The organism is Paenarthrobacter sp. CC6 (assembly GCF_040560085.1).
Taxonomy (GTDB): domain Bacteria; phylum Actinomycetota; class Actinomycetes; order Actinomycetales; family Micrococcaceae; genus Arthrobacter; species Arthrobacter nicotinovorans.
The window spans coordinates 46,474-63,446 of sequence record NZ_JARDAN010000011.1 but is presented as its reverse complement, the minus strand read 5'-3'; the positions used below and the strand labels follow the sequence as shown (position 1 = coordinate 63,446).

At 64.5% G+C, this 16,973-nt stretch carries 19 protein-coding genes and 1 riboswitch; of the genes, 6 read left to right on the top strand and 13 right to left on the bottom strand.

The window, feature by feature from the left end:
• Positions 1–376: 376 nt before the first annotated feature.
• A complete protein-coding gene (locus tag PV760_RS13345) occupies positions 377–820 on the top strand; it encodes a hypothetical protein (protein WP_354627977.1) in 444 nt (147 codons plus the stop codon).
• An 85-nt stretch (positions 821–905) separates the two neighbouring features.
• On the opposite strand, the gene PV760_RS13340 is transcribed toward PV760_RS13345, so the two are convergent.
• From PV760_RS13340 to PV760_RS13315, 6 genes are all read right to left on the bottom strand, one after another.
• Positions 906–1,526: a copper resistance CopC family protein gene (locus PV760_RS13340; RefSeq protein ID WP_354627976.1), complete on the bottom strand. Its 621-nt coding sequence runs from the start codon at positions 1,524–1,526 to the stop codon at positions 906–908.
• 73 nt (positions 1,527–1,599) lie between these two features.
• Positions 1,600–2,208 carry a hypothetical protein gene (locus tag PV760_RS13335; protein WP_354627975.1) on the bottom strand — a complete coding sequence of 203 codons (609 nt, stop codon included), beginning with the start codon at positions 2,206–2,208 and terminating at the stop codon, positions 1,600–1,602.
• 98 nt (positions 2,209–2,306) lie between these two features.
• Positions 2,307–2,996: a DsbA family protein gene (locus PV760_RS13330; RefSeq protein ID WP_354627974.1), complete on the bottom strand. Its 690-nt coding sequence runs from the start codon at positions 2,994–2,996 to the stop codon at positions 2,307–2,309.
• Complete coding sequence (locus PV760_RS13325) at positions 2,996–3,913, bottom strand: cation diffusion facilitator family transporter (RefSeq protein WP_069695517.1); 918 nt, start codon at positions 3,911–3,913, stop codon at positions 2,996–2,998. Before PV760_RS13325 ends, PV760_RS13330 begins: the two co-directional genes overlap by 1 nt.
• A complete protein-coding gene (locus PV760_RS13320) occupies positions 3,910–4,287 on the bottom strand; it encodes an ArsR/SmtB family transcription factor (protein ID WP_354627973.1) in 378 nt (125 codons plus the stop codon). The genes PV760_RS13325 and PV760_RS13320 overlap by 4 nt, the downstream gene beginning before the upstream one ends.
• 70 nt (positions 4,288–4,357) lie before the next feature.
• Entirely contained in the window at positions 4,358–6,454 is a 2,097-nt protein-coding gene (locus tag PV760_RS13315; protein WP_354627972.1) for a bifunctional copper resistance protein CopD/cytochrome c oxidase assembly protein, read from the bottom strand.
• 209 nt (positions 6,455–6,663) lie between these two features.
• Between PV760_RS13315 and PV760_RS13310 the strand changes: the two genes are divergently transcribed.
• The 5 genes from PV760_RS13310 to PV760_RS13290 all read left to right on the top strand — a co-directional run bounded on the left by PV760_RS13310 (position 6,664) and on the right by PV760_RS13290 (position 12,003).
• Complete coding sequence (locus PV760_RS13310) at positions 6,664–7,089, top strand: ArsR/SmtB family transcription factor (RefSeq protein WP_069695520.1); 426 nt, start codon at positions 6,664–6,666, stop codon at positions 7,087–7,089.
• A gap of 45 nt (positions 7,090–7,134) precedes the next feature.
• Positions 7,135–8,103, top strand: a complete 969-nt coding sequence (locus tag PV760_RS13305; RefSeq protein ID WP_354627971.1) for a cytochrome c oxidase assembly protein — start codon at positions 7,135–7,137, stop codon at positions 8,101–8,103.
• Complete coding sequence (resB, locus tag PV760_RS13300; RefSeq protein ID WP_502921441.1) at positions 8,100–9,731, top strand: cytochrome c biogenesis protein ResB; 1,632 nt, start codon at positions 8,100–8,102, stop codon at positions 9,729–9,731. Before PV760_RS13305 ends, resB begins: the two co-directional genes overlap by 4 nt.
• Complete coding sequence (locus PV760_RS13295) at positions 9,721–10,578, top strand: SURF1 family cytochrome oxidase biogenesis protein (protein WP_354627970.1); 858 nt, start codon at positions 9,721–9,723, stop codon at positions 10,576–10,578. The genes resB and PV760_RS13295 overlap by 11 nt, the downstream gene beginning before the upstream one ends.
• A 429-nt stretch (positions 10,579–11,007) precedes the next feature.
• Positions 11,008–11,181: riboswitch (cyclic di-AMP (ydaO/yuaA leader) on the top strand.
• A gap of 3 nt (positions 11,182–11,184) precedes the next feature.
• Positions 11,185–12,003: a M23 family metallopeptidase gene (locus PV760_RS13290; RefSeq protein ID WP_354627969.1), complete on the top strand. Its 819-nt coding sequence runs from the start codon at positions 11,185–11,187 to the stop codon at positions 12,001–12,003.
• A 37-nt stretch (positions 12,004–12,040) separates the two neighbouring features.
• Here the strand turns inward: PV760_RS13290 and PV760_RS13285 are convergent, their stop codons facing one another.
• The 7 genes from PV760_RS13285 to PV760_RS13255 all read right to left on the bottom strand — a co-directional run bounded on the left by PV760_RS13285 (position 12,041) and on the right by PV760_RS13255 (position 16,945).
• Positions 12,041–13,471: a TrkH family potassium uptake protein gene (locus tag PV760_RS13285; RefSeq protein ID WP_354627968.1), complete on the bottom strand. Its 1,431-nt coding sequence runs from the start codon at positions 13,469–13,471 to the stop codon at positions 12,041–12,043.
• Between the two features lie 158 nt (positions 13,472–13,629).
• Positions 13,630–14,256, bottom strand: coding sequence for a vitamin K epoxide reductase family protein (locus tag PV760_RS13280; protein WP_354628036.1), 627 nt, complete (start codon positions 14,254–14,256; stop codon positions 13,630–13,632).
• A 73-nt stretch (positions 14,257–14,329) separates the two neighbouring features.
• The gene (locus tag PV760_RS13275; RefSeq protein WP_069695527.1) at positions 14,330–14,941 is read right to left on the bottom strand and encodes a TlpA family protein disulfide reductase; all 612 of its coding nucleotides are present in this window, start codon (positions 14,939–14,941) and stop codon (positions 14,330–14,332) included.
• A gap of 45 nt (positions 14,942–14,986) precedes the next feature.
• A complete protein-coding gene (locus tag PV760_RS13270; RefSeq protein WP_354627967.1) occupies positions 14,987–15,736 on the bottom strand; it encodes a cytochrome c biogenesis CcdA family protein in 750 nt (249 codons plus the stop codon).
• Positions 15,727–16,239 carry a signal peptidase II gene (gene lspA, locus PV760_RS13265; RefSeq protein WP_354627966.1) on the bottom strand — a complete coding sequence of 171 codons (513 nt, stop codon included), beginning with the start codon at positions 16,237–16,239 and terminating at the stop codon, positions 15,727–15,729. The genes PV760_RS13270 and lspA overlap by 10 nt, the downstream gene beginning before the upstream one ends.
• A complete protein-coding gene (locus PV760_RS13260) occupies positions 16,236–16,553 on the bottom strand; it encodes a hypothetical protein (RefSeq protein ID WP_354627965.1) in 318 nt (105 codons plus the stop codon). The genes lspA and PV760_RS13260 overlap by 4 nt, the downstream gene beginning before the upstream one ends.
• A complete protein-coding gene (locus tag PV760_RS13255) occupies positions 16,550–16,945 on the bottom strand; it encodes an ArsR/SmtB family transcription factor (RefSeq protein ID WP_354627964.1) in 396 nt (131 codons plus the stop codon). Before PV760_RS13255 ends, PV760_RS13260 begins: the two co-directional genes overlap by 4 nt.
• Between the last annotated feature and the right edge of the window lie 28 nt (positions 16,946–16,973).

Below are 16,973 nucleotides of genomic sequence, written 5' to 3'. Positions count from 1 at the left end.
ATCACCAAGACCAACACATAGGCAGTGGTATCCGTGGGGGAGCCGAATGGGCCGCCTGGCAATCCCGTGCGTATGAACATATGTTCATACGCTGTTGCTAGAATCAGTCTCTAATACTTTCGACGGCAGTGGTGAGGTTTCTCTGTGCCACATGGGACTGGCGCGAAGGTACCAGCGCACCAAGAGTCCCGAGTGGTCCTCTGATGGTCCTGCTGACTGCCGTTTCGGCCGTCATTGGTGATGCGGGTACTGCGGGAACATCCAGGCGGGTCCGCCCGCCTGCCCTGTCTCGGCACGTGCTTTTCTGTGCATCGCCGGTCCCGCCGCTACTACAAATGATCCCGCAGTACCGTCTCTTCAAGGAGCCACCGAACCAATGACTTCAGACCCCGGCGCCAGCCGATCCCCGGCTCCCGAGGACGCCGCCAAGATGCCCCTCGGCGCCCGTCGACTCGTGCTCATCGGAGGACTTTGCATTCCAGTGGGGCTGGTAGCTGGCCCATACCTCTTTGGCCTCCAGCTGGTTGCCGTGGCGGGTGTCGTGGCGGTCGCCATTGCCCTGTCTTATCGGCGCGGCCAGTCCTGGTTTTCGCGCTGGTCCTGGCTGGCAACGGCCGGCGGTGCGCTCTGGGTGATCGCAACGGTGGCCTATTGGCTGAGCATCATGGCTGCCGTGGACGGTTCGTCGTCACCGTCCAGTCTTCCGACGGTGCTGTTCTACAGTGGTCTGGCTGCCTTGGCGGTCATGGCTTTCGGTACCATCGCTGGTTGGACCTTACGTTCGTTGTCCGATCGACGCTCAGTGGCCGCGGCACAGTAGCGCCCCCTGGCCCGTGGGCTCCAGACGCGGTGACCCGGAGCCCACGGGTGAGTGAGGCAGACTATTGGCTGGTTCGCGGGTGCTGCTACGCCCCTAGGGTCTTTTCCCTGCGCTTGCGTGCAATGAAGAAGACAGCGGCTGCGACAGCCAGGATCGCGGCCGCGATGCCGACGGCGATGGGTGCGTTGTCATCGTTGGGTTTGATCTGCTCCGGCGCCGTTTGGGCTGCCGGGGCGGCGGCGCTGGAGGCAGGGCCCTCGGCCGGGGTTGGCGTCGCAGGTGCTGTAGCGATGGCGGCTTGGGCGGGGTCCTGGACGGTGAAGGAGTAGTTGCCTTCGATGGGGTGGCCATCGGAGGAAACCGTCCGCCAGAGAACCTTGTAGACCCCGTTGTTCCCGCCGGATATGGCCGTGGAAATGGTCGGACCGTCTACGGTGACCTTGCCGTCGCTGAGTGTCTTGCCCGTCTCGTCGCTGACGGTGATGACGCTGAGATTGAGTTGCGTGGCATCCATGGGCGGCTCCGAGAGCGTCAGGGAAACGGTGCCCGGGGCTGTGGTGACGGTGGTGTCCTTGCCCGGGACGGTGGATTCCAGGGCGTCATGGGCCATTGCCGGAGCCGCTGCGAAGGCCGGGATGAAGATGGCCGCGGCGAGAGCCAGGCGGACGCGGACGCGGACTCGTTGTTTTTTGTTACGGGGATTCATAGGACTCTGCGATTCTGCTCGTTGAGAAGGGGTCAAAGTGCTCGGTGCGCGCCGGGCGTCCCTGATCAGATGCTCAGAGCGTGGCGGCGTGAACGCGCCCGGGCGGTCCTCGCGACGGCGGCCGTCCCAAGTACTTAGCTCGGAGAGGAACAGTCTGCGTCGCCGAGGCGGCAATGAACGGACATGCTTTGATCGCGGATGGGCTCGGCGTTTGAAGCAGGGGACGCAGCCAGGCGGCCAAAGCCCATAACGCCGATTCGCCCCGCGCCATCAGAAGAGCTGTAGCGAGGATTGCTGCTACATGCACGCCGAGCATTCCGGGGCTGACATCCGCGCTGAGATGTTCATGCGGGACAACCGCACCACCGATGCCCGGTCCGGCTGCCATTCCCGGGTGGTGGGCCAGATCGGGCTTGGGTGTTCCTGATCCTGCCAAGGCTGAGAATGCCAGGTGCAGTGCGGTCTGGGAGGCGCCCAGATATGCGGCCAGAAGGCGGGCCGTCATCTTTCTGCCAGCCAGTATTACCGCCGACAGGACAACAACGGCTGTCAGGGCTGTCATGACGGGGAAAGCCGGCAGTTCACCTCCGGCCAGCCAGTGTGCCGTTGCGGCCAGGGCAAGGACCGTGACCGCAACAACGGCGGCCCGCGGAATGCGGAACGGTGCACGCGCAGCAGTCATCGCGCACCGTTCCTTTCAAGGGGGTGGATTCCTTATTACGTTACGTCGGAGGGTGGGTCGGGCAACGCCCGAGGCGGTGTATTCGGTCCGGAGGTCTGTTACTTGGCGGCGTCCGCGAGCAGCTGCCGGAATTGTTCTTTGGTCTCAAGGGTGAGCATTTTCCCGTTGAGAAAGAACGTCGGCGTGCCCTTGACGCCCAGGGCGGTGCCATCTGCGATGTCCTTCTTGATCCGTTCCTTGGTCTTGTCATCGGCCACCGCCGTGTCGTAGGCGGTCAGGTCCAGTCCGAGTTCTTCAGCGAAGGTGCGGAACAGTGGCGCCTGGGATTCGGTTTTCTCGCCCCATTGCGGCTGGGTTTCGAACATTTTGGCATACATCTGCTCGTATTTTCCCTGCTGGGCTGCGGCTTCCACGGCAAGGGCGGCGGTGGCTGAATTGCGGTGCGCGGGCAACGGGAAGTAGCGGTTGACGAAGGTGATCCGGTCGCCGAACTCCTTCTTCAGTTCCTCGACCAGCGGTTGGGCGGCAAGGCATGCTTCGCATTCGAAGTCCAGGAACTCAACGAGCTGGGCTTTCTCGGTGGCCGGGGAGGTCACACGGTGACTGTCTTCACGGACCAGTTGGGCTTCCGCGGCCGGCGTCGGGGCTGTTGGGGCGGGCTTGTTCAGCGTGAAGACGGTGTACCAGATCACCCCAACGGCGACGAGGACGGCCAACAGGACCCAGATGAAGACCCTGGCCTTCTTCGCGGTGTCCATGGGCGGGGGAGGGGTTTGGGTTTTGCTCATCAGTGGTGAATGCTTTCCTGGTCGCGGTGGGCGGCTGGTTCTATCTGGAACGTGGAGTGTTCGACGCTGATATCAAAGTGCTGGGCCACGCAGCCCTGCAGATCCGCCAGGATCGTGGCGGCATGCCCGTCGGTCATGCAACTGTCCTCCACGGTGACGTGCGCCGAAAGGACCGGTGTTCCGGAGGCCACCAGGGTGGCGTGGAGGTCGTGGACGTCGATGACGTGGGGCAGGGCAAGGATGTGCTCGCGCACCTTGGCCAAATCCAACCCCTTGGGGGTGGACTCCATGAGCACATTCACGGTGTCTCGGAGCAGCTTAAGTGTGCGCGGGATGATCAGGACGCCGATGAGCAACGACACGAGGGCATCGGCCTGAAGCCAGCCGGTCACGGCGATGATGATGGCTGCCACGATGACTGCTACGGACCCGAGAGCGTCATTGAGCACCTCCAGGAAGGCCGCCTTCATGTTGAAGTTGTGGTTCCGTCCGGACGCGAGAATAACGAGGCCGATCGCGTTGCCCGCCAAACCGATGATGCCGAACCAGAGCATCGTCGACTCCCCGATTTCCGGGGGCTCGAAGAACCGGCGGATGCCTTCAACGATGACGAAGCCGCCGACCGCGAGCAGCAGCGCCGCTTGTCCGGCGGCAGCGATGATTTCGGCACGCTTGTACCCCCACGTGCGCTTCAGGGTGGCCGGCTTCAACGCCAATGATGCGGCGATGAGCGCTATCAGCAGCCCTGCCGAGTCGGTGAACATGTGGCCGGCATCTGCCAGCAGCGCAAGGCTGCCGGTCAGTACTGAGCCGATGATCTCTGCAATCATGACCGTGAAGGTGATGGCAAAGACGGTGATGAGTTTGCCGCGCCGTGCCGTTGCCGCGGCGGCGTGGTCGTGCTCGTGACCACTCATGAGCGGACCTCCATGGTCTCGGGAGAAGCAAGTGAACCCGGAGGGGTGTCCTGGGCGCATTCTGGCTCGGCGCAGCCGCAGATCGTATCGACTGTCAGGATGGTGCCGAGCAGGTCCTCCAGGGCGTGCGCCAGTTTGGCATCGGAGAGTTCGTAGCGGACACGTCTTCCGACCGGTTCCGCGGCGACCAGCCCGCAGTCACGCAGGCAGGCCAGATGGTTGGAGAGAATCTGGCGGCTGACGCCAATGCTGTCGGCCAGATCCGCCGGGAACGCCGGTCCGTCTTTTAGCTGCAGGAGAATGGCGGCCCGGGTCGGGTCCGAGAGAGCTTTACCGAAGCGGGCCAGGACATCAACGGTGGAAAGTATGCGCATATCAGAAATGATACAGAAATATGTGGATTCAGAATATCCTGAACTTAATGATGGTCTGGGACTGACCGGATTAGACCTGGCCACCACGGCCCCTGGTGTCACGTTCCTCGAGGCTTGCGAGCATTGCGTTGTAGGCGTCCAGATCAGCATCGTTGGTGCGTGCGGCCGCCCTGTCGCTGCGCCGCGTTTCGCGGGCATCCGAGCGTGACCACATGACGGCTACGCCGATGGCGATCAGCAAGGTGGGGACCTCGCCGATACCCCAGGTGATGGCGCCGGCCATTTGCTGGTCCTCCAAGGGCGGCGCTCCCCACTGTCGGTCCAGTTCAGTGAACCACTGCGGCTGGATCAGGGTAGTCGAGCCCATCAGGGTGACACCGAAAAACGCGTGGAAGGCCATGGTGGCCAGAAGCAGCAGCAGCCGCAGCGGATACGGCGCCCGGCGGGGGATGGGGTCGGTGCCGATCATCGACAGGACGAACAGGTATCCGGTGATCACGAAATGGACTGTCATGAGTTCGTGCCCGGCGTGTTCCCGGAGGGCGAAGCCGAAAGCATCGGAGTAGTAGAACAGGACGATGGATCCGGCGAAATTCGCGGCAACGAAGAGGGGGTGCGTCACGATGGCGGCCACCCGGGAGTGGATCAGTACCATGATCCACTCGCGCGGCCCGCGGGAACCGTCAGTCCGCGGTTTGAGCGTCCTGAGCGCGAGCGTGACCGGGGCTCCGATGACGAGGAATACGGGGACGATCATGGTCAGGGCCATGTGATCCAGCATGTGTGCACTGAAAAGTATCCGCCCGTACACCGACGGCCCTCCGGAGGTGAAAAACACCAGCGCCGCCAACCCCACGATCCAGGCCGCAGTGCGTATCCACGGCCAGCTGTCCCCGCGGCGGCGCAGCCGCTGCGCCGCCCGCAGGTACAGGTATGCAGCGAAGAGCGCGAAGGCGATCCAGAGCCAGTCCGGGCGCCACATGGTGAACCAGCGTTCGGGGGTCAGTTCCGGTGGCAAGAGGTAGCCGGTGAGGACTTCGGCGGGGGTCAGGGCAGGGCGGATATCCTCCCCGGTTGGTGTCGGTGTGCGGCTCAGCGCGGCAGCCAGGCCGCTGACGGCACCCATGATCAGCAGCTCGACGACGATGAACCGCCACACCAACCCGGTCGCCTGCCCGTTGCCGGACTTCACGCTCAAGGCCGGTATCAGCCGCTTCCGGTGCAGGAATCCGATCGCTCCCAGGGTCAGGGCGGCCACCGTTTTTGCCATCAGCAGGACACCGTACGGTGAGGCCAGACCCGCGGGAAAATCGATGCGGATCGTGGCATTGATGATCCCCGAGGCCACCACGAGGACGAAGGAAAAACCGGCCAGGGTGGAGAACCGCCCGAGGACCGCAGCGGTGTCTTTGCCCAGGGCTGTCCCGGCAACGCCTAAGGCAATGAGCCCACCGAACCACAGGCACACCCCGATCAGGTGCAGGCCCAGGGAGTTGATGGCCTGTTCGTGGTCGCTTCCACCGGCCGCGTGGCCGATCAGCATCACCGGCACTAGGCCTGAGAGTGCCAGCAACGCGGCGGCGCTCAGGCCTGCGCTGGACCTGACACCGAAGGTCAGGGTGGCAACGACCGAGGAGATGATGACGACCCACAGCCAGGCCGCCCCGTTGGGAAGCTCGGTAATGTAGGAGGTCAGTTGAGCGGCGAATTCGGGGCTCCCCGAGACCGGAACGCCGGCGATGTCGGAGAAGCTGAACACCAATACTGCCAAGGCCGAAAGGGTCCACGTCAGGCTCGCCACCGAGGCCAGCACCATGATCCGGCTGAACGCCGGGTGCTCGTCGGCGGCAGCGATTTGCGCCGCCGTCACCCCGGACCCGGTCCGGCCCGCATTTTTACGTCCCCGCAGGACCGGCGGAACGATGAACGCAGCAAACACAAGGGCACCGATGGTGGCAGCGGCCGCTATGTTCTGCATGGTCTGGGCGACACCATAGCCCCACCGGACCAAAGCGCCGGGATCGCGGGTCTCGGCAGGCAGGGTTCCCCTGCCGTACGCCGTGGCCACCAGCACCACGAGCACGGCGATGACACCGGCCACAGCGAACCAGCGCAGTTTCGGCGAGACGGCCGTGCTGTCGCCGGCAGCGGGGGCTTTCAAAGCCACAATGGTTCCCTAACGCAGGTCCGGACCTGACTCCTCCGATGCTTCGGGGGCAGGCAGCGCCGGTGCATTCCAGCGCCATTCAAGATTATCTGTAGAGTTGTTCAGACGTTAATCGGTGGATGCCGTCTGAGCCTGCCGGGCTCTCCGGCCCACCCCGGCACGCCACAAGGCAAATGCGACGCATTAGCAAGTAAGGGTAGTCTTGATGAATGACCGGAACAGCACAGGCACAGCCGACCGCCGCCGGCCAGCCGGGCAGCGAATGCGCCATCCGTCTGGTCGACGCCGAGAAGGTGGAGGCCGTCAGGTCCCGAATGCCCGCCGAATCGGACGTGACGGATCTCGCGGTGATCTTCGGGCTGCTCTCGGACCCGGGACGGGTAAGGATCCTCATCGCCCTGCTCGAAGGGGAGATGTGCGTGTGCGATCTGGCTGCCACCACAGGGTTGAGCGAATCCGGCGTCTCCCATGCGCTGCGCCTGCTGCGGGGCCCGCGCGTGGTGCAGGTCCGTCGTTCCGGTCGGATGGCCTATTACTCACTGGCCGATTCCCACGTGCGCATGCTGCTGGATCTGGGCCTCACGCACGTCGGCCACGCCGGACGGGACCGGCTGACGATGGTCAGCAACAACTAGCGCTGGCCCCTGGCATGGCCGTCTCGTCCGGATGGCGGTACTGACATGGGCGACCCTGGAGTCGAGGGCCCGGTCTGGCTTCCCTCGCTGCCGCCATCGTTGGGGGAGTACCTGGCACCGAACTTCCAGCCTGTTCCACTGATCCCGGCCTTGACGCTGCTGGCCGCTCTCTTTTATCTGGCCGGCGCCATCAGCCTCTGGCGGCAGGGCCGGCACTGGTCCCCGGTTCGCACCGTCTCCTTCCTGTTCGGCTGCCTGGCCATCATCGTCGTCATGGGAGCCGGCATAGAAGGGTACGGACTGCGGATGTTCTCCATTTTCATGTTCCAGCAGCTGACCCTGATGATGGCCGTCCCGCCCCTGCTGGTCATCGGATCCCCCGGCACTCTGCTGCTGCGGGCGACCCCGCACGGCCGGTTGGGCCGGCCGGTCCTGAAGGCGGCCCTCTGGGGCCTGCGCTCCCGCTGGGGCCGGTTGGCCATCCATCCGGCCTTCATGGTGCCCTTGTTCCTGCTCAGCTTCTACGGCGTCTATTTCTCCGGGCTTGCGGACCTGCTGCTGCCCAACTGGTACGGGCACGTCGGACTCGAAGTGTTGTTCCTTGCCGCCGGCATCCTGTTCACGGTGCCACTGATTTCAGCGGATCCGCTGCCGACCAGGCAAACGCACTTCGGCCGGATGCTGGACATCTTTGCTGAGATGCCGTTGCACGCTTTTTTCGGGGTTGTCATCATGATGGCCACCGCCCCGATGGTCAAGTTCTTCGCCGCACCACCGGCAACTTGGAACGTGGACCCGATGACCGACCAGGGCCTGGCCGGTGGACTGGCATGGTCATATGGGGAACTGCCCGGGGTGCTGTTGCTGATGTTCATCCTCGTGCGGTGGCAGCGGGAGGAGGCCCGTGGATGGGTTAAGGCGGACCGGACGGCAGCCGTGGCAGGGGACCCGGATCTGGACGCCTACAACGAATACCTGCGCCAACTGGCCAACCGACCGGTGCGCCGACGATGAGCACTGATAACTCTGCGGGCCCTGCCCGCACCGATGAGAACGCCGGCCCCACCCCGCCGCCGCTGGGAGCCGTTGGCATGCTGCGCTGGGCTTGGCGCCAGCTGACCAGTATGCGGACAGCCCTGTTCCTGCTGCTGTTGCTGGCTATCGCCGCGGTGCCGGGATCGCTCTTTCCACAGCGTCCGGCCAACCCTTCGCTCGTCACCCAGTACATCAAGAACCGCCCGGACTACGGCCCGGCCCTGGACGCACTGCAGCTTTTCGACGTCTATTCCTCGGCCTGGTTCTCCGCCATCTACATTCTGCTGTTCATCTCCCTGATCGGCTGTGTGCTTCCAAGGGCCCGCGCCCACTACAAAGCCATGCGTTCGCACCCTCCGCGGACCCCGAAGCGGCTCTCCCGGCTGCCGGAGTACGGAACCCTGCAGGTGCCCGCGGAAGCCGGGATACCTGCCGCGGCCGCCATCGCCGGCGCGGCCGCTGCGCTGAAGAAGCGCGGCTACCGGGTCCAGGTCAGGGACGAGAAAGCAGCTTTACCGTCCTTGGGTGCCGAGCGTGGCTTCCTGAAGGAGGCCGGCAACCTGGTGTTCCACACCTCGTTGATCGGCGTCCTGATCTGTTTGGCCATTGGCGGGCTGTTCGGGTTCCGGGGACAGAAAATCCTGATCGAAGGCGATACCTTCGTCAACACGCTCGTGGGCTACGACAACTTTGCGCCCGGAACGAACTTCCAGTCCTCGTGGTTGGAGCCGTTTACGGTCACCTTGGACACGTTCGCTGTCCGGTTCGACCGGGAGTCCAGCAGGCAGTTCGGCCAACCTATTGATTTCACCGCCCAGCTGAGAACCAGGGATGCCCCCGGTGCAGCCCAGGAACCCCGGACGCTTAAGGTCAATGACCCTGTCTATTTCGGGGAGGTGGGCGTCTTTTTGGTTGGCAACGGCTACGCCCCGGTCATCACGGTCCGGGATGGCAATGGTGATACGGCATTCAGCGGACCGGTAGTGGGCATCCCGAACGATGGGGTTTACACGTCAACGGTTGTCATCAAGGTTCCAGATGCCCGTCCGGCGCAACTGGGTTTCGTGGGATTCTTTCTTCCCTCCGCGATCAAAAACGAGGAGGGGGTCGCCTACAGCTTCGACCCGGACCCGCTGAACCCCCAACTGAACCTGAACTCCTACTATGGGGATCTGGGCCTGGACACCGGCGCGCCGCAGAATGTCTACAACCTGGATGTGAAGGGATTGACCCAGCTCAACGGCCGGGAACTGCCTGCCAAGGGCATCACACTGGCTCCCGGTGGCACATACACGCTGCCCGAGGGCAAGGGAAGCATCAGCTTCGATGGCCTCAAACGCTACATTGGCGTGGACATCCGCAGCACCCCCGGACAGACTGGCGTTCTGATCTTCTCGTTGATGGCCGTCGCTGGCCTGCTGGCCTCGCTGTACGTGAACCGCCGCAGGGTCTGGGTCCGCGCCGGCACCCACGAGGACGGACGAACCATGGTCGAATACGGTCTGCTGGCCCGCGGCGAGGACCACCGCCTGGCCGCCGAAGCGGCGGCCATCCGCGCACTGCTGGTCGGGCAGTGGCAGCTCCAGGAGGACCCCGGTGGCGTATAGGTTCCTGCTGTCCTGGCGTTGGGCCGGTTTCCTGATGATGGCAGCACTGTTCGCCGCCGCGTGCATTGGACTCGGGAACTGGCAGATGGATCGTCGGAATCAGGCCGTGACAGAGATCCGCAGGGTCCAGGAGAACTATGACAAACCCCCCGTGCCGTTCAAGGACGCCAGTACATACTTCGCCGTTGCCGACCCTGAGGCGAAGTGGACGACTGTATCGGTGACGGGCTGGTACCTTGCGCAGGACCAGAGAATCGTCAGGAACCGGCCCAACAATTCCGCCGCCGGATACGAGGTTCTGGTCCCGTTCCGGTTGAGCTCCGGTGAGACGATCGCGATCAACAGAGGATGGCTGCCGATAGGCAATGACCGGCCCGGATACCCCGACGCGGTGCCCGGCCCGCCGACCGGTGAGGTTGCAGCGGTCATCCGGATCAAGCCGTCCGAACCTGATCTCGGCCGTGACGCGCCCGAGGGCCAGCTGGCCAGCATCGACCTGTCCCATTACGGGAGGCAACTGGATTACCCGCTCATGACGGGCAGCTACGGGGTGATGGCCTCGGAGTCTCCACCACCGTCCGTGGCCCCCCAGCCACTCGCCGCACCCGCCGTCAAGGAAGGCTCGAACCTGTCCTATGCCCTGCAGTGGATCACCTTTGGAGTTCTGGCGTTCGTCGGCTTCGGATACATGGCTCGGCAACAGGCCCGGATCGGGCGCGAGGAATCCGACATGCCGGAGAACACGGCGGACCCGGCTGAAGCCGTTCAGCAGCCCCGGGTTCCCTCCCGGCCCAAGCGCTCCGGCTCCGAAGAAGAAGACGCCCTTCTGGACTCCATGGGGCTCTAAGCCCCCCGCCCTGGGCCGGTCGACAGTGGCATCCAGGCTGTCACACCGACAGGCCCCTGGGCGTGGGTGTCCGGTTCTACCCTCCTCCGCAGAAACGAACCGCGTACTCGTAAGAGAACACCAGGATCCTTCAGCTGGCCCCGACGTGCTCCGCGGCACCGGGACCTCAATCACAAGGGCTCCGTGGTGGCATGCCCCGGTACCGGAACCATCCCGAGGTGGGGTTCGTTGACACCATTGGCTGCACATCTGACGACATGCCCAGATGTTGCTGTGGTCCGGACCGCCGGAAGCAGCACCCCGCCGGGTTCAAGCCCCGGTGCCGCCCAGCGCCGTGTCACGAAATTGTAACGATGACGCTTTGTGGCTACTATTAGTTCAGGTTTTTCTGTACTAAAACCCTTGATGCCGTACGCTCAGCCCCGCCGGCGGCATCAAACGACTATCCCTTTTCACGGCGGGGGTGGAGGACCCACAATCGGCAGCCAGCCTGCCTTGGGGTGGAGCCGCGACGCCGGTGGTCAGATGGCCACCGGGTCAGCGGCCGGGCATTTTCCTTGGCTCGAACCCGACAGCTAACTTCGCAGGCGAACGAAAGGATCCCCTTTGACTTCCTCATCCCCCCATGGCCGGCGCCGAAAACCAACCTCGGGTCCCTTCCCCCGCGCGTCTGCCCCGACGACATCCCCGACTACGCCGCAGCACCGGGGTGTGCCGGCCGCCGGGCCAGGCGGGAGTCGGCGCAAACAGGTCACCGCTGCCGCCACGCTGAGCGTCGCCGCGATCCTGACGGCCTCACTCACCGCAGCCCACGCCGGCCCAGCCCCCACCGGAACAGCCACCGGTCCCGCCGTGCAAGCCTCAACGGCACAAGCCTCCAGTGCACCGGTTCAGGCCTCGGCCGGGGCATCCATCAGCTATGAACGGCCGGCTGTCACCACCGAGCAGGCGCCGGTTCCCGCACCGGCCAAGGCCCAGGTTGCCGCCGCGGGCACGGCAGCACCGAAGGCTGTCGCTGCCGCACCCGCTGCTTCCTCTGCCCGGCTCGGCGCGCCGCTGGCCAGCATGTCGGTCACTTCGCCGTTCGGTATCCGCTCCAGCCCGATCAGCGGCTCCGGGGAGCTCCACACCGGTCTTGACCTCGTGGCAGCGTGTCAGACCGCAGTATTCGCCGCGGGCGCTGGAACGGTCGTGGAGGCCGGTTGGTCCGCTTATGGAGGCGGAAACAGGATTGTGGTGGACCACGGTAACGGCCTGAAGAGTACTTATAACCACTTGGCGTCCATCGAAACCTCTGTCGGGGCGACCGTGACCGCCGGCCAGCGGCTTGCCGCGGCCGGGACCACCGGAGCCTCTACCGGCTGCCACCTGCACTTCGAAGTACTCCTGAACGGTCAGACGGTAAATCCGCAAGGCTGGATCTGACCCGGATGGGGGCACCTCCCACCCTCCAGGGGCGGGGTCAGCCAATGATCGGTCGCTCTTCGGGGTAGTGGTACAGCTGGCTGCGTTGGCGCAGGGCCAGTGCAGCGGCCAGGGTGACGGTGCCGACGCGCCCGGCGAACATCAGAGCCGATAAGACGTACACCCCGATTGGCGGCAGCTCGGCACTGAGGTTGGTGCTCAGTCCCACGGTGCCAAAGGCCGAGATGGTTTCGAACAGTACCCGGTCAAGGGAGGCCCCGCTGATCTGCAGGAGCAGAAAGGCGGCGACGGACACAAGGGTGGCTCCTGCGACGATCACGGAGATCGCCACCCGCATGGTGCCCTGGGGAATGGTGCGGCCATAGACCTTCACGTCGGCATCGCCGCGGGCTTCGGCCACTATGGCCAGGAACATGACGGCGATGGTGGTCACCTTGATGCCGCCGGCTGTGGAGGCCGACCCGCCGCCGGCGAACATGAGCGCGTCGGTGAGGAGCATCGTGGTGGATTCCATCTGGTTCTGATCCACCAGGTTGAAACCGCCCGAGCGTGTCATGACAGAGGCAAAGAGCGAATGGATGACCTTCTCGCCGGCCTCCAAGGTACCGATGGTCCGAACGTTGTCCCACTCCATGACTGCCCACAGGACCGTACCTGCCGCGAGCAGGATGAGGGAGACCTGGATGGTGAGCTTGGTGTGGAGGTTCCACTTCTTCCAGTTCAGCCCGTTCTGCCGGAGGACCATGACTACCGGGAAGCCCAGGCTGCCGAGGAAAACGCCCAGCATCAGCGGGACCAAGATCCACAGGTCGGTTTCGTAAGGGACGATCCCGTCCGAATGGGGTGTGAACCCTGCGTTGTTGAAAGCTGAGATGGAGTAGAAGACGCCGTGCCACACGGCTTGCCAGAACGGCTCGCCCAGGACCACGAAGCGGGGGATCAGGGCGATGGCCAGCCCCGCTTCGATGACCACCGAGGTCACGATGACGATCCGCAGGAGCGTACCGACTTCACCGAACCTTCCGGCGTTGTTCATGGCTTCCTGGGCGATGAGCTTGCCGCGCACGCCCAGGCGCTTGCTGACCATGAGGGCCAACAGGGACGCGAGCGTCAGCGTGCCCAAACCCCCGACGAAAATGCCCACCAGGATGACCAGCTGCCCGAAGAAGGACCAGTGCGTGGCGGTGGATACTACTGTCAGTCCGGTGACGCAGACGCTGGAGACGGCCGTGAACATGGCCTGATGGAGGGGTGTTTGCTCACCGGTGGCGGAGGACGCCGGCAGGGACAGCAGGCCGGTGAAGAGCAGAATCACCACCACGAAGGCGCTGAAAGCCAGCCGGGCAGGGGAGGTGTTGGCGATGTTGTCGATGAGGTCGCGCAGGCCGGTTAGGATGCCCGCTCCCTCGCGGTCCGGTGGGCCGGGCCTCCGGTTGGCGGTCCTGGGCTTTGGCTGGTTCCGGGCCATGGGCATTCCTCGATTGGCGGGGCGATGAAGGTTTGGGGCGGGGCCCGTTGACGCGGCTCTGGTGCACGTCAGAGGTTCCACGTCCGGCACGTCGGGCCGCCCGCGGAGCGATCCATCCTTGCGGCAGCAGGACTTAGGCCGCGCTCCGGGGGCCCTTTTTAGAAACCGGAGGTGCCAATGAACACGTGAAGGAACGCGAAGAAGATGGTCGCGGCCACGGCCACGTAGAGCAGGGCAGTGATGATCCAGCCGGACTCGCCCACAATGCGCGCGGCCTGTGCGGGGACCTTGATGATTCCGTGGGTGAGGTTTCGGGCCGTGACCCAGACGAAGAGGGGAATCATTGCTGCCCAGACGATCATGCAGAAGGGGCAGAGGATGTGGATCGAGTACAGGGCCTGGGACCATAGCCACACGACAAAGGCAAAACCAAGGGTGACGCCGGCCTGGAGCCCTGCCCAGTACCAGGGCGCGAAGGTGGCGCCGGAGAGCAGTGCCATGCCGGTGGTGATGATGACAGCGAACGCCACGATCCCGATGAACATGTTGGGAAAGCCGAAGACCGAACTCTGCCAGGTCTGCATGACCTGGCCGCAGGAAATCCAGGGATTGATGTCGCAGGCGGTTTGGTATCCGGGGTCTTTGAGGACTTCGAGTTTCTCCAAAACCAAGGTGCCGGAGGCCAGCCAGCCGATGACCCCGGTGATGAGCAGGAGCCAGCCAAGGGGCTTGTCGCGGGTGAAGCGGGGGGCCTGTGACTGCGCGGTGGAACCGGCAGTTTGCATCGTCCCGGTCGGTGGTGGGGTGCTGGTCATGGGGAGGGATTCCTTGAGGTTGGATTCACGGCGGGGCATCTGTTCAGGATCCGGCCGCGGCGGAGGTGATCAGTGCTTTCAGGGTTCCTTTTTGGGAGACCCCGAGGATCCGAGCACTGACGCGGCCTTCTGTGTCGAGCACGAGGGTGGTGGGTACCGCGCGGGGCGGGACGTACTCGGTCATTGCCAGCAGCACGCCGCCGTCGCTGTCATCAAAACTGGGGTATTGCACGTTGAAGGTCCGTTCGAAGGCTTCTGCGGTTGCGGCGTCGTCGCGGACGTTGACCCCGTAGAACAGCACGCCCTTGTCCTTGAATTCGAGGTGGAGGGCGGCCAGGTCCGGCGCCTCGACCCGGCAGGGTGCGCAGGCTGCGTACCAGAAATTCAGGACCACGACCTTGCCGGCCCAGTCCTGGGCAGAAATCTTCTCGCCGTTGAAGAGCTGGCCTTCCAGGGAGACCCGGGAGCCGCGTGAGGCGGGTGGGTATTCGTTCACGGACCCGTCTCCGGCGATGTAGTTTTTGTCGTCTCCGGCTTTGGCCTGCTCGGCCAGATCATCCTGGCTTGCGCAGCCGGCGAGGGCAAGCAGTGCCCCGCCCAGGCCCAGGATAGTGCGGCGGCGGGGTCCCCGGTGCGCTTGTGGTTGACTGCTCATGAGGTTGTCCTTGCTTTTCGTATCAGAGTTCCGGGGTGGACGTGCCTAGACGGGCATCAGGAACGTTCCGGCGAGGTTTTGCAGTTGGTAGATCCATTGCACCCACAAGCCGGACACCATCAGGACACCGAGGATGATGAGCATGACGGCGCCGCCGATATTCACGGCCTTGATGTGCCTGCGCACCACGAGCAGGGCCTTGGATACCCAGTTCAGGCCCAGGGCCACGAGGACGAAGGGAATGCCCAGGCCAAGGCAGTAGACAAAGGCGAGCAAGGCCCCGCGCCAGGCGCTCCCGGCGGTGACGCTCAGGCTGAGGACGGCGCTGAGCGTCGGTCCCATGCAGGGGGTCCATCCCAGGCCGAAGACGATTCCGAGCAGCGGGGCGCCGGAGAGCCCGTTGCGGCCGGGGATCTGGAATTTCCGGGTCTGTTGGAGCCAGGAAAATCGTCCGAGCAGCACCAGCCCCATGAGGATGACCACGATCCCCAGGCCCCTCATGAGGGGATCCTGCCAACGGATCAACCAGGCCCCGATCGCGCCGAAAGCGGCCCCGTACAGGGTGAACACGGCCCCGAAGCCCAGAATAAACAGTCCAACGCCGGCCAGGACGCGTCGCCTGTTCCGCGGTTGGGCCGGGTCCGTAAGCCCGGAGACGAAGCCCAGGTAGCCCGGAACCAGCGGAAGAATGCAGGGCGACAGGAAGGACACCAAGCCCGCCACTGCCGCCAGGGGAAGCGCCAGGACCAGCGCCCCGGAGGTTACCATCGAGGCAAAGTACTCACCTATGTCCACCGGTCAGCGCCCCTCTTCTTTTTAGGGGCCAAGGCCGGGGTGCGGATGGACCCCACCACCAGCAGGCCGACTCCAACGGTGACGAAGACGTCGGCAAGGTTGAAGGTCGGGAACCAACCGGTGTGCAGGTAATCAACGACCCCGGCCCCGTCCGTTCGGTCCACCAAATTCCCGACGGCGCCGCCGAGCAGGAGGATCGCTCCGGCCCGGGACACCCGGTTGAATCCGGGAGCCGCCCGGTACAGGTAAACGGCCAGCACCGCCACGATCGCTGCCGTCGCTGCGAGGACAATCCACGGGGACAAGGTCGCGCCGAGGCCGAACGCGACACCGGTGTTGTATGCTAACCGGACGTTAACTACTCCGAGGTCCCAGAGCTGGCCTTGGCCCATCGTCAGAACCACGGCGGATTTGACCAGCAAGTCACCCAGCGCCAAACCAGCGACCGCCAGTGCCATCGACGCACGCAACGGGAGCAACGTCTTGGTTTCCTGGTCCCTCATGCCTCCTGACCCGACCCGCGCACAGCCGCCACTAACGACGCCAAAGCCGGCAATCCTGCCATTTTCCCCGAGGAAGGGTAAACGCGGCAGCTCACTGCTGGAACCGCTACCGCCGGAAACAGGTCATCTCCGGCGGCGATGAACGACGGTGAGCCCTGAAAGCCCAGTTCCTGGGCTTCACGATCAGAGGTGAGGACCCGGACACGGAGACGTGTCACCGGTAGCCCCGCCGCTTCCAGGGCGCTGCGAAACAGATTCAGCGCAGGAACAGTGTTCGGACAGCCCTCGATGACGCGCAGTTCATAGTCGGTCATGGCCTAACCGTTCCTCCAGTGTGAAGCGGCAGCCGGCCGGGCCGGTCGGTTTCGAACCGGCTGGCCAGGGCAGGCGCTCCGCCGCCGGGAGCACAGCAGGTTGGGTCCACAGCCAGGACGACGCCCAGAAGGTCAGTGATCGCGTGGCCCAGCCTGGCATCGGCGAGTTCGTACCGCATCCGCCGCCCGTTCGGGACTGCCACTACCAGGCCGCAGCCGCGCAGGCAGGTCAGGTGGTTGGACATGCTCTGCCGCGATACCGACAGCGCCTCGGCGAGGCTGGAAGGGTATCCCGGCGCTTCGGAGAGTGCCAGCAGGATTCTAGCCCTGGTGGGATCCGAGACCGCGTAGCCGAACCGCGCGAGCACCGGGGCGTGCGTGAGAGTTTCCATGCTCCAAAATTACATTCATCAATGTATC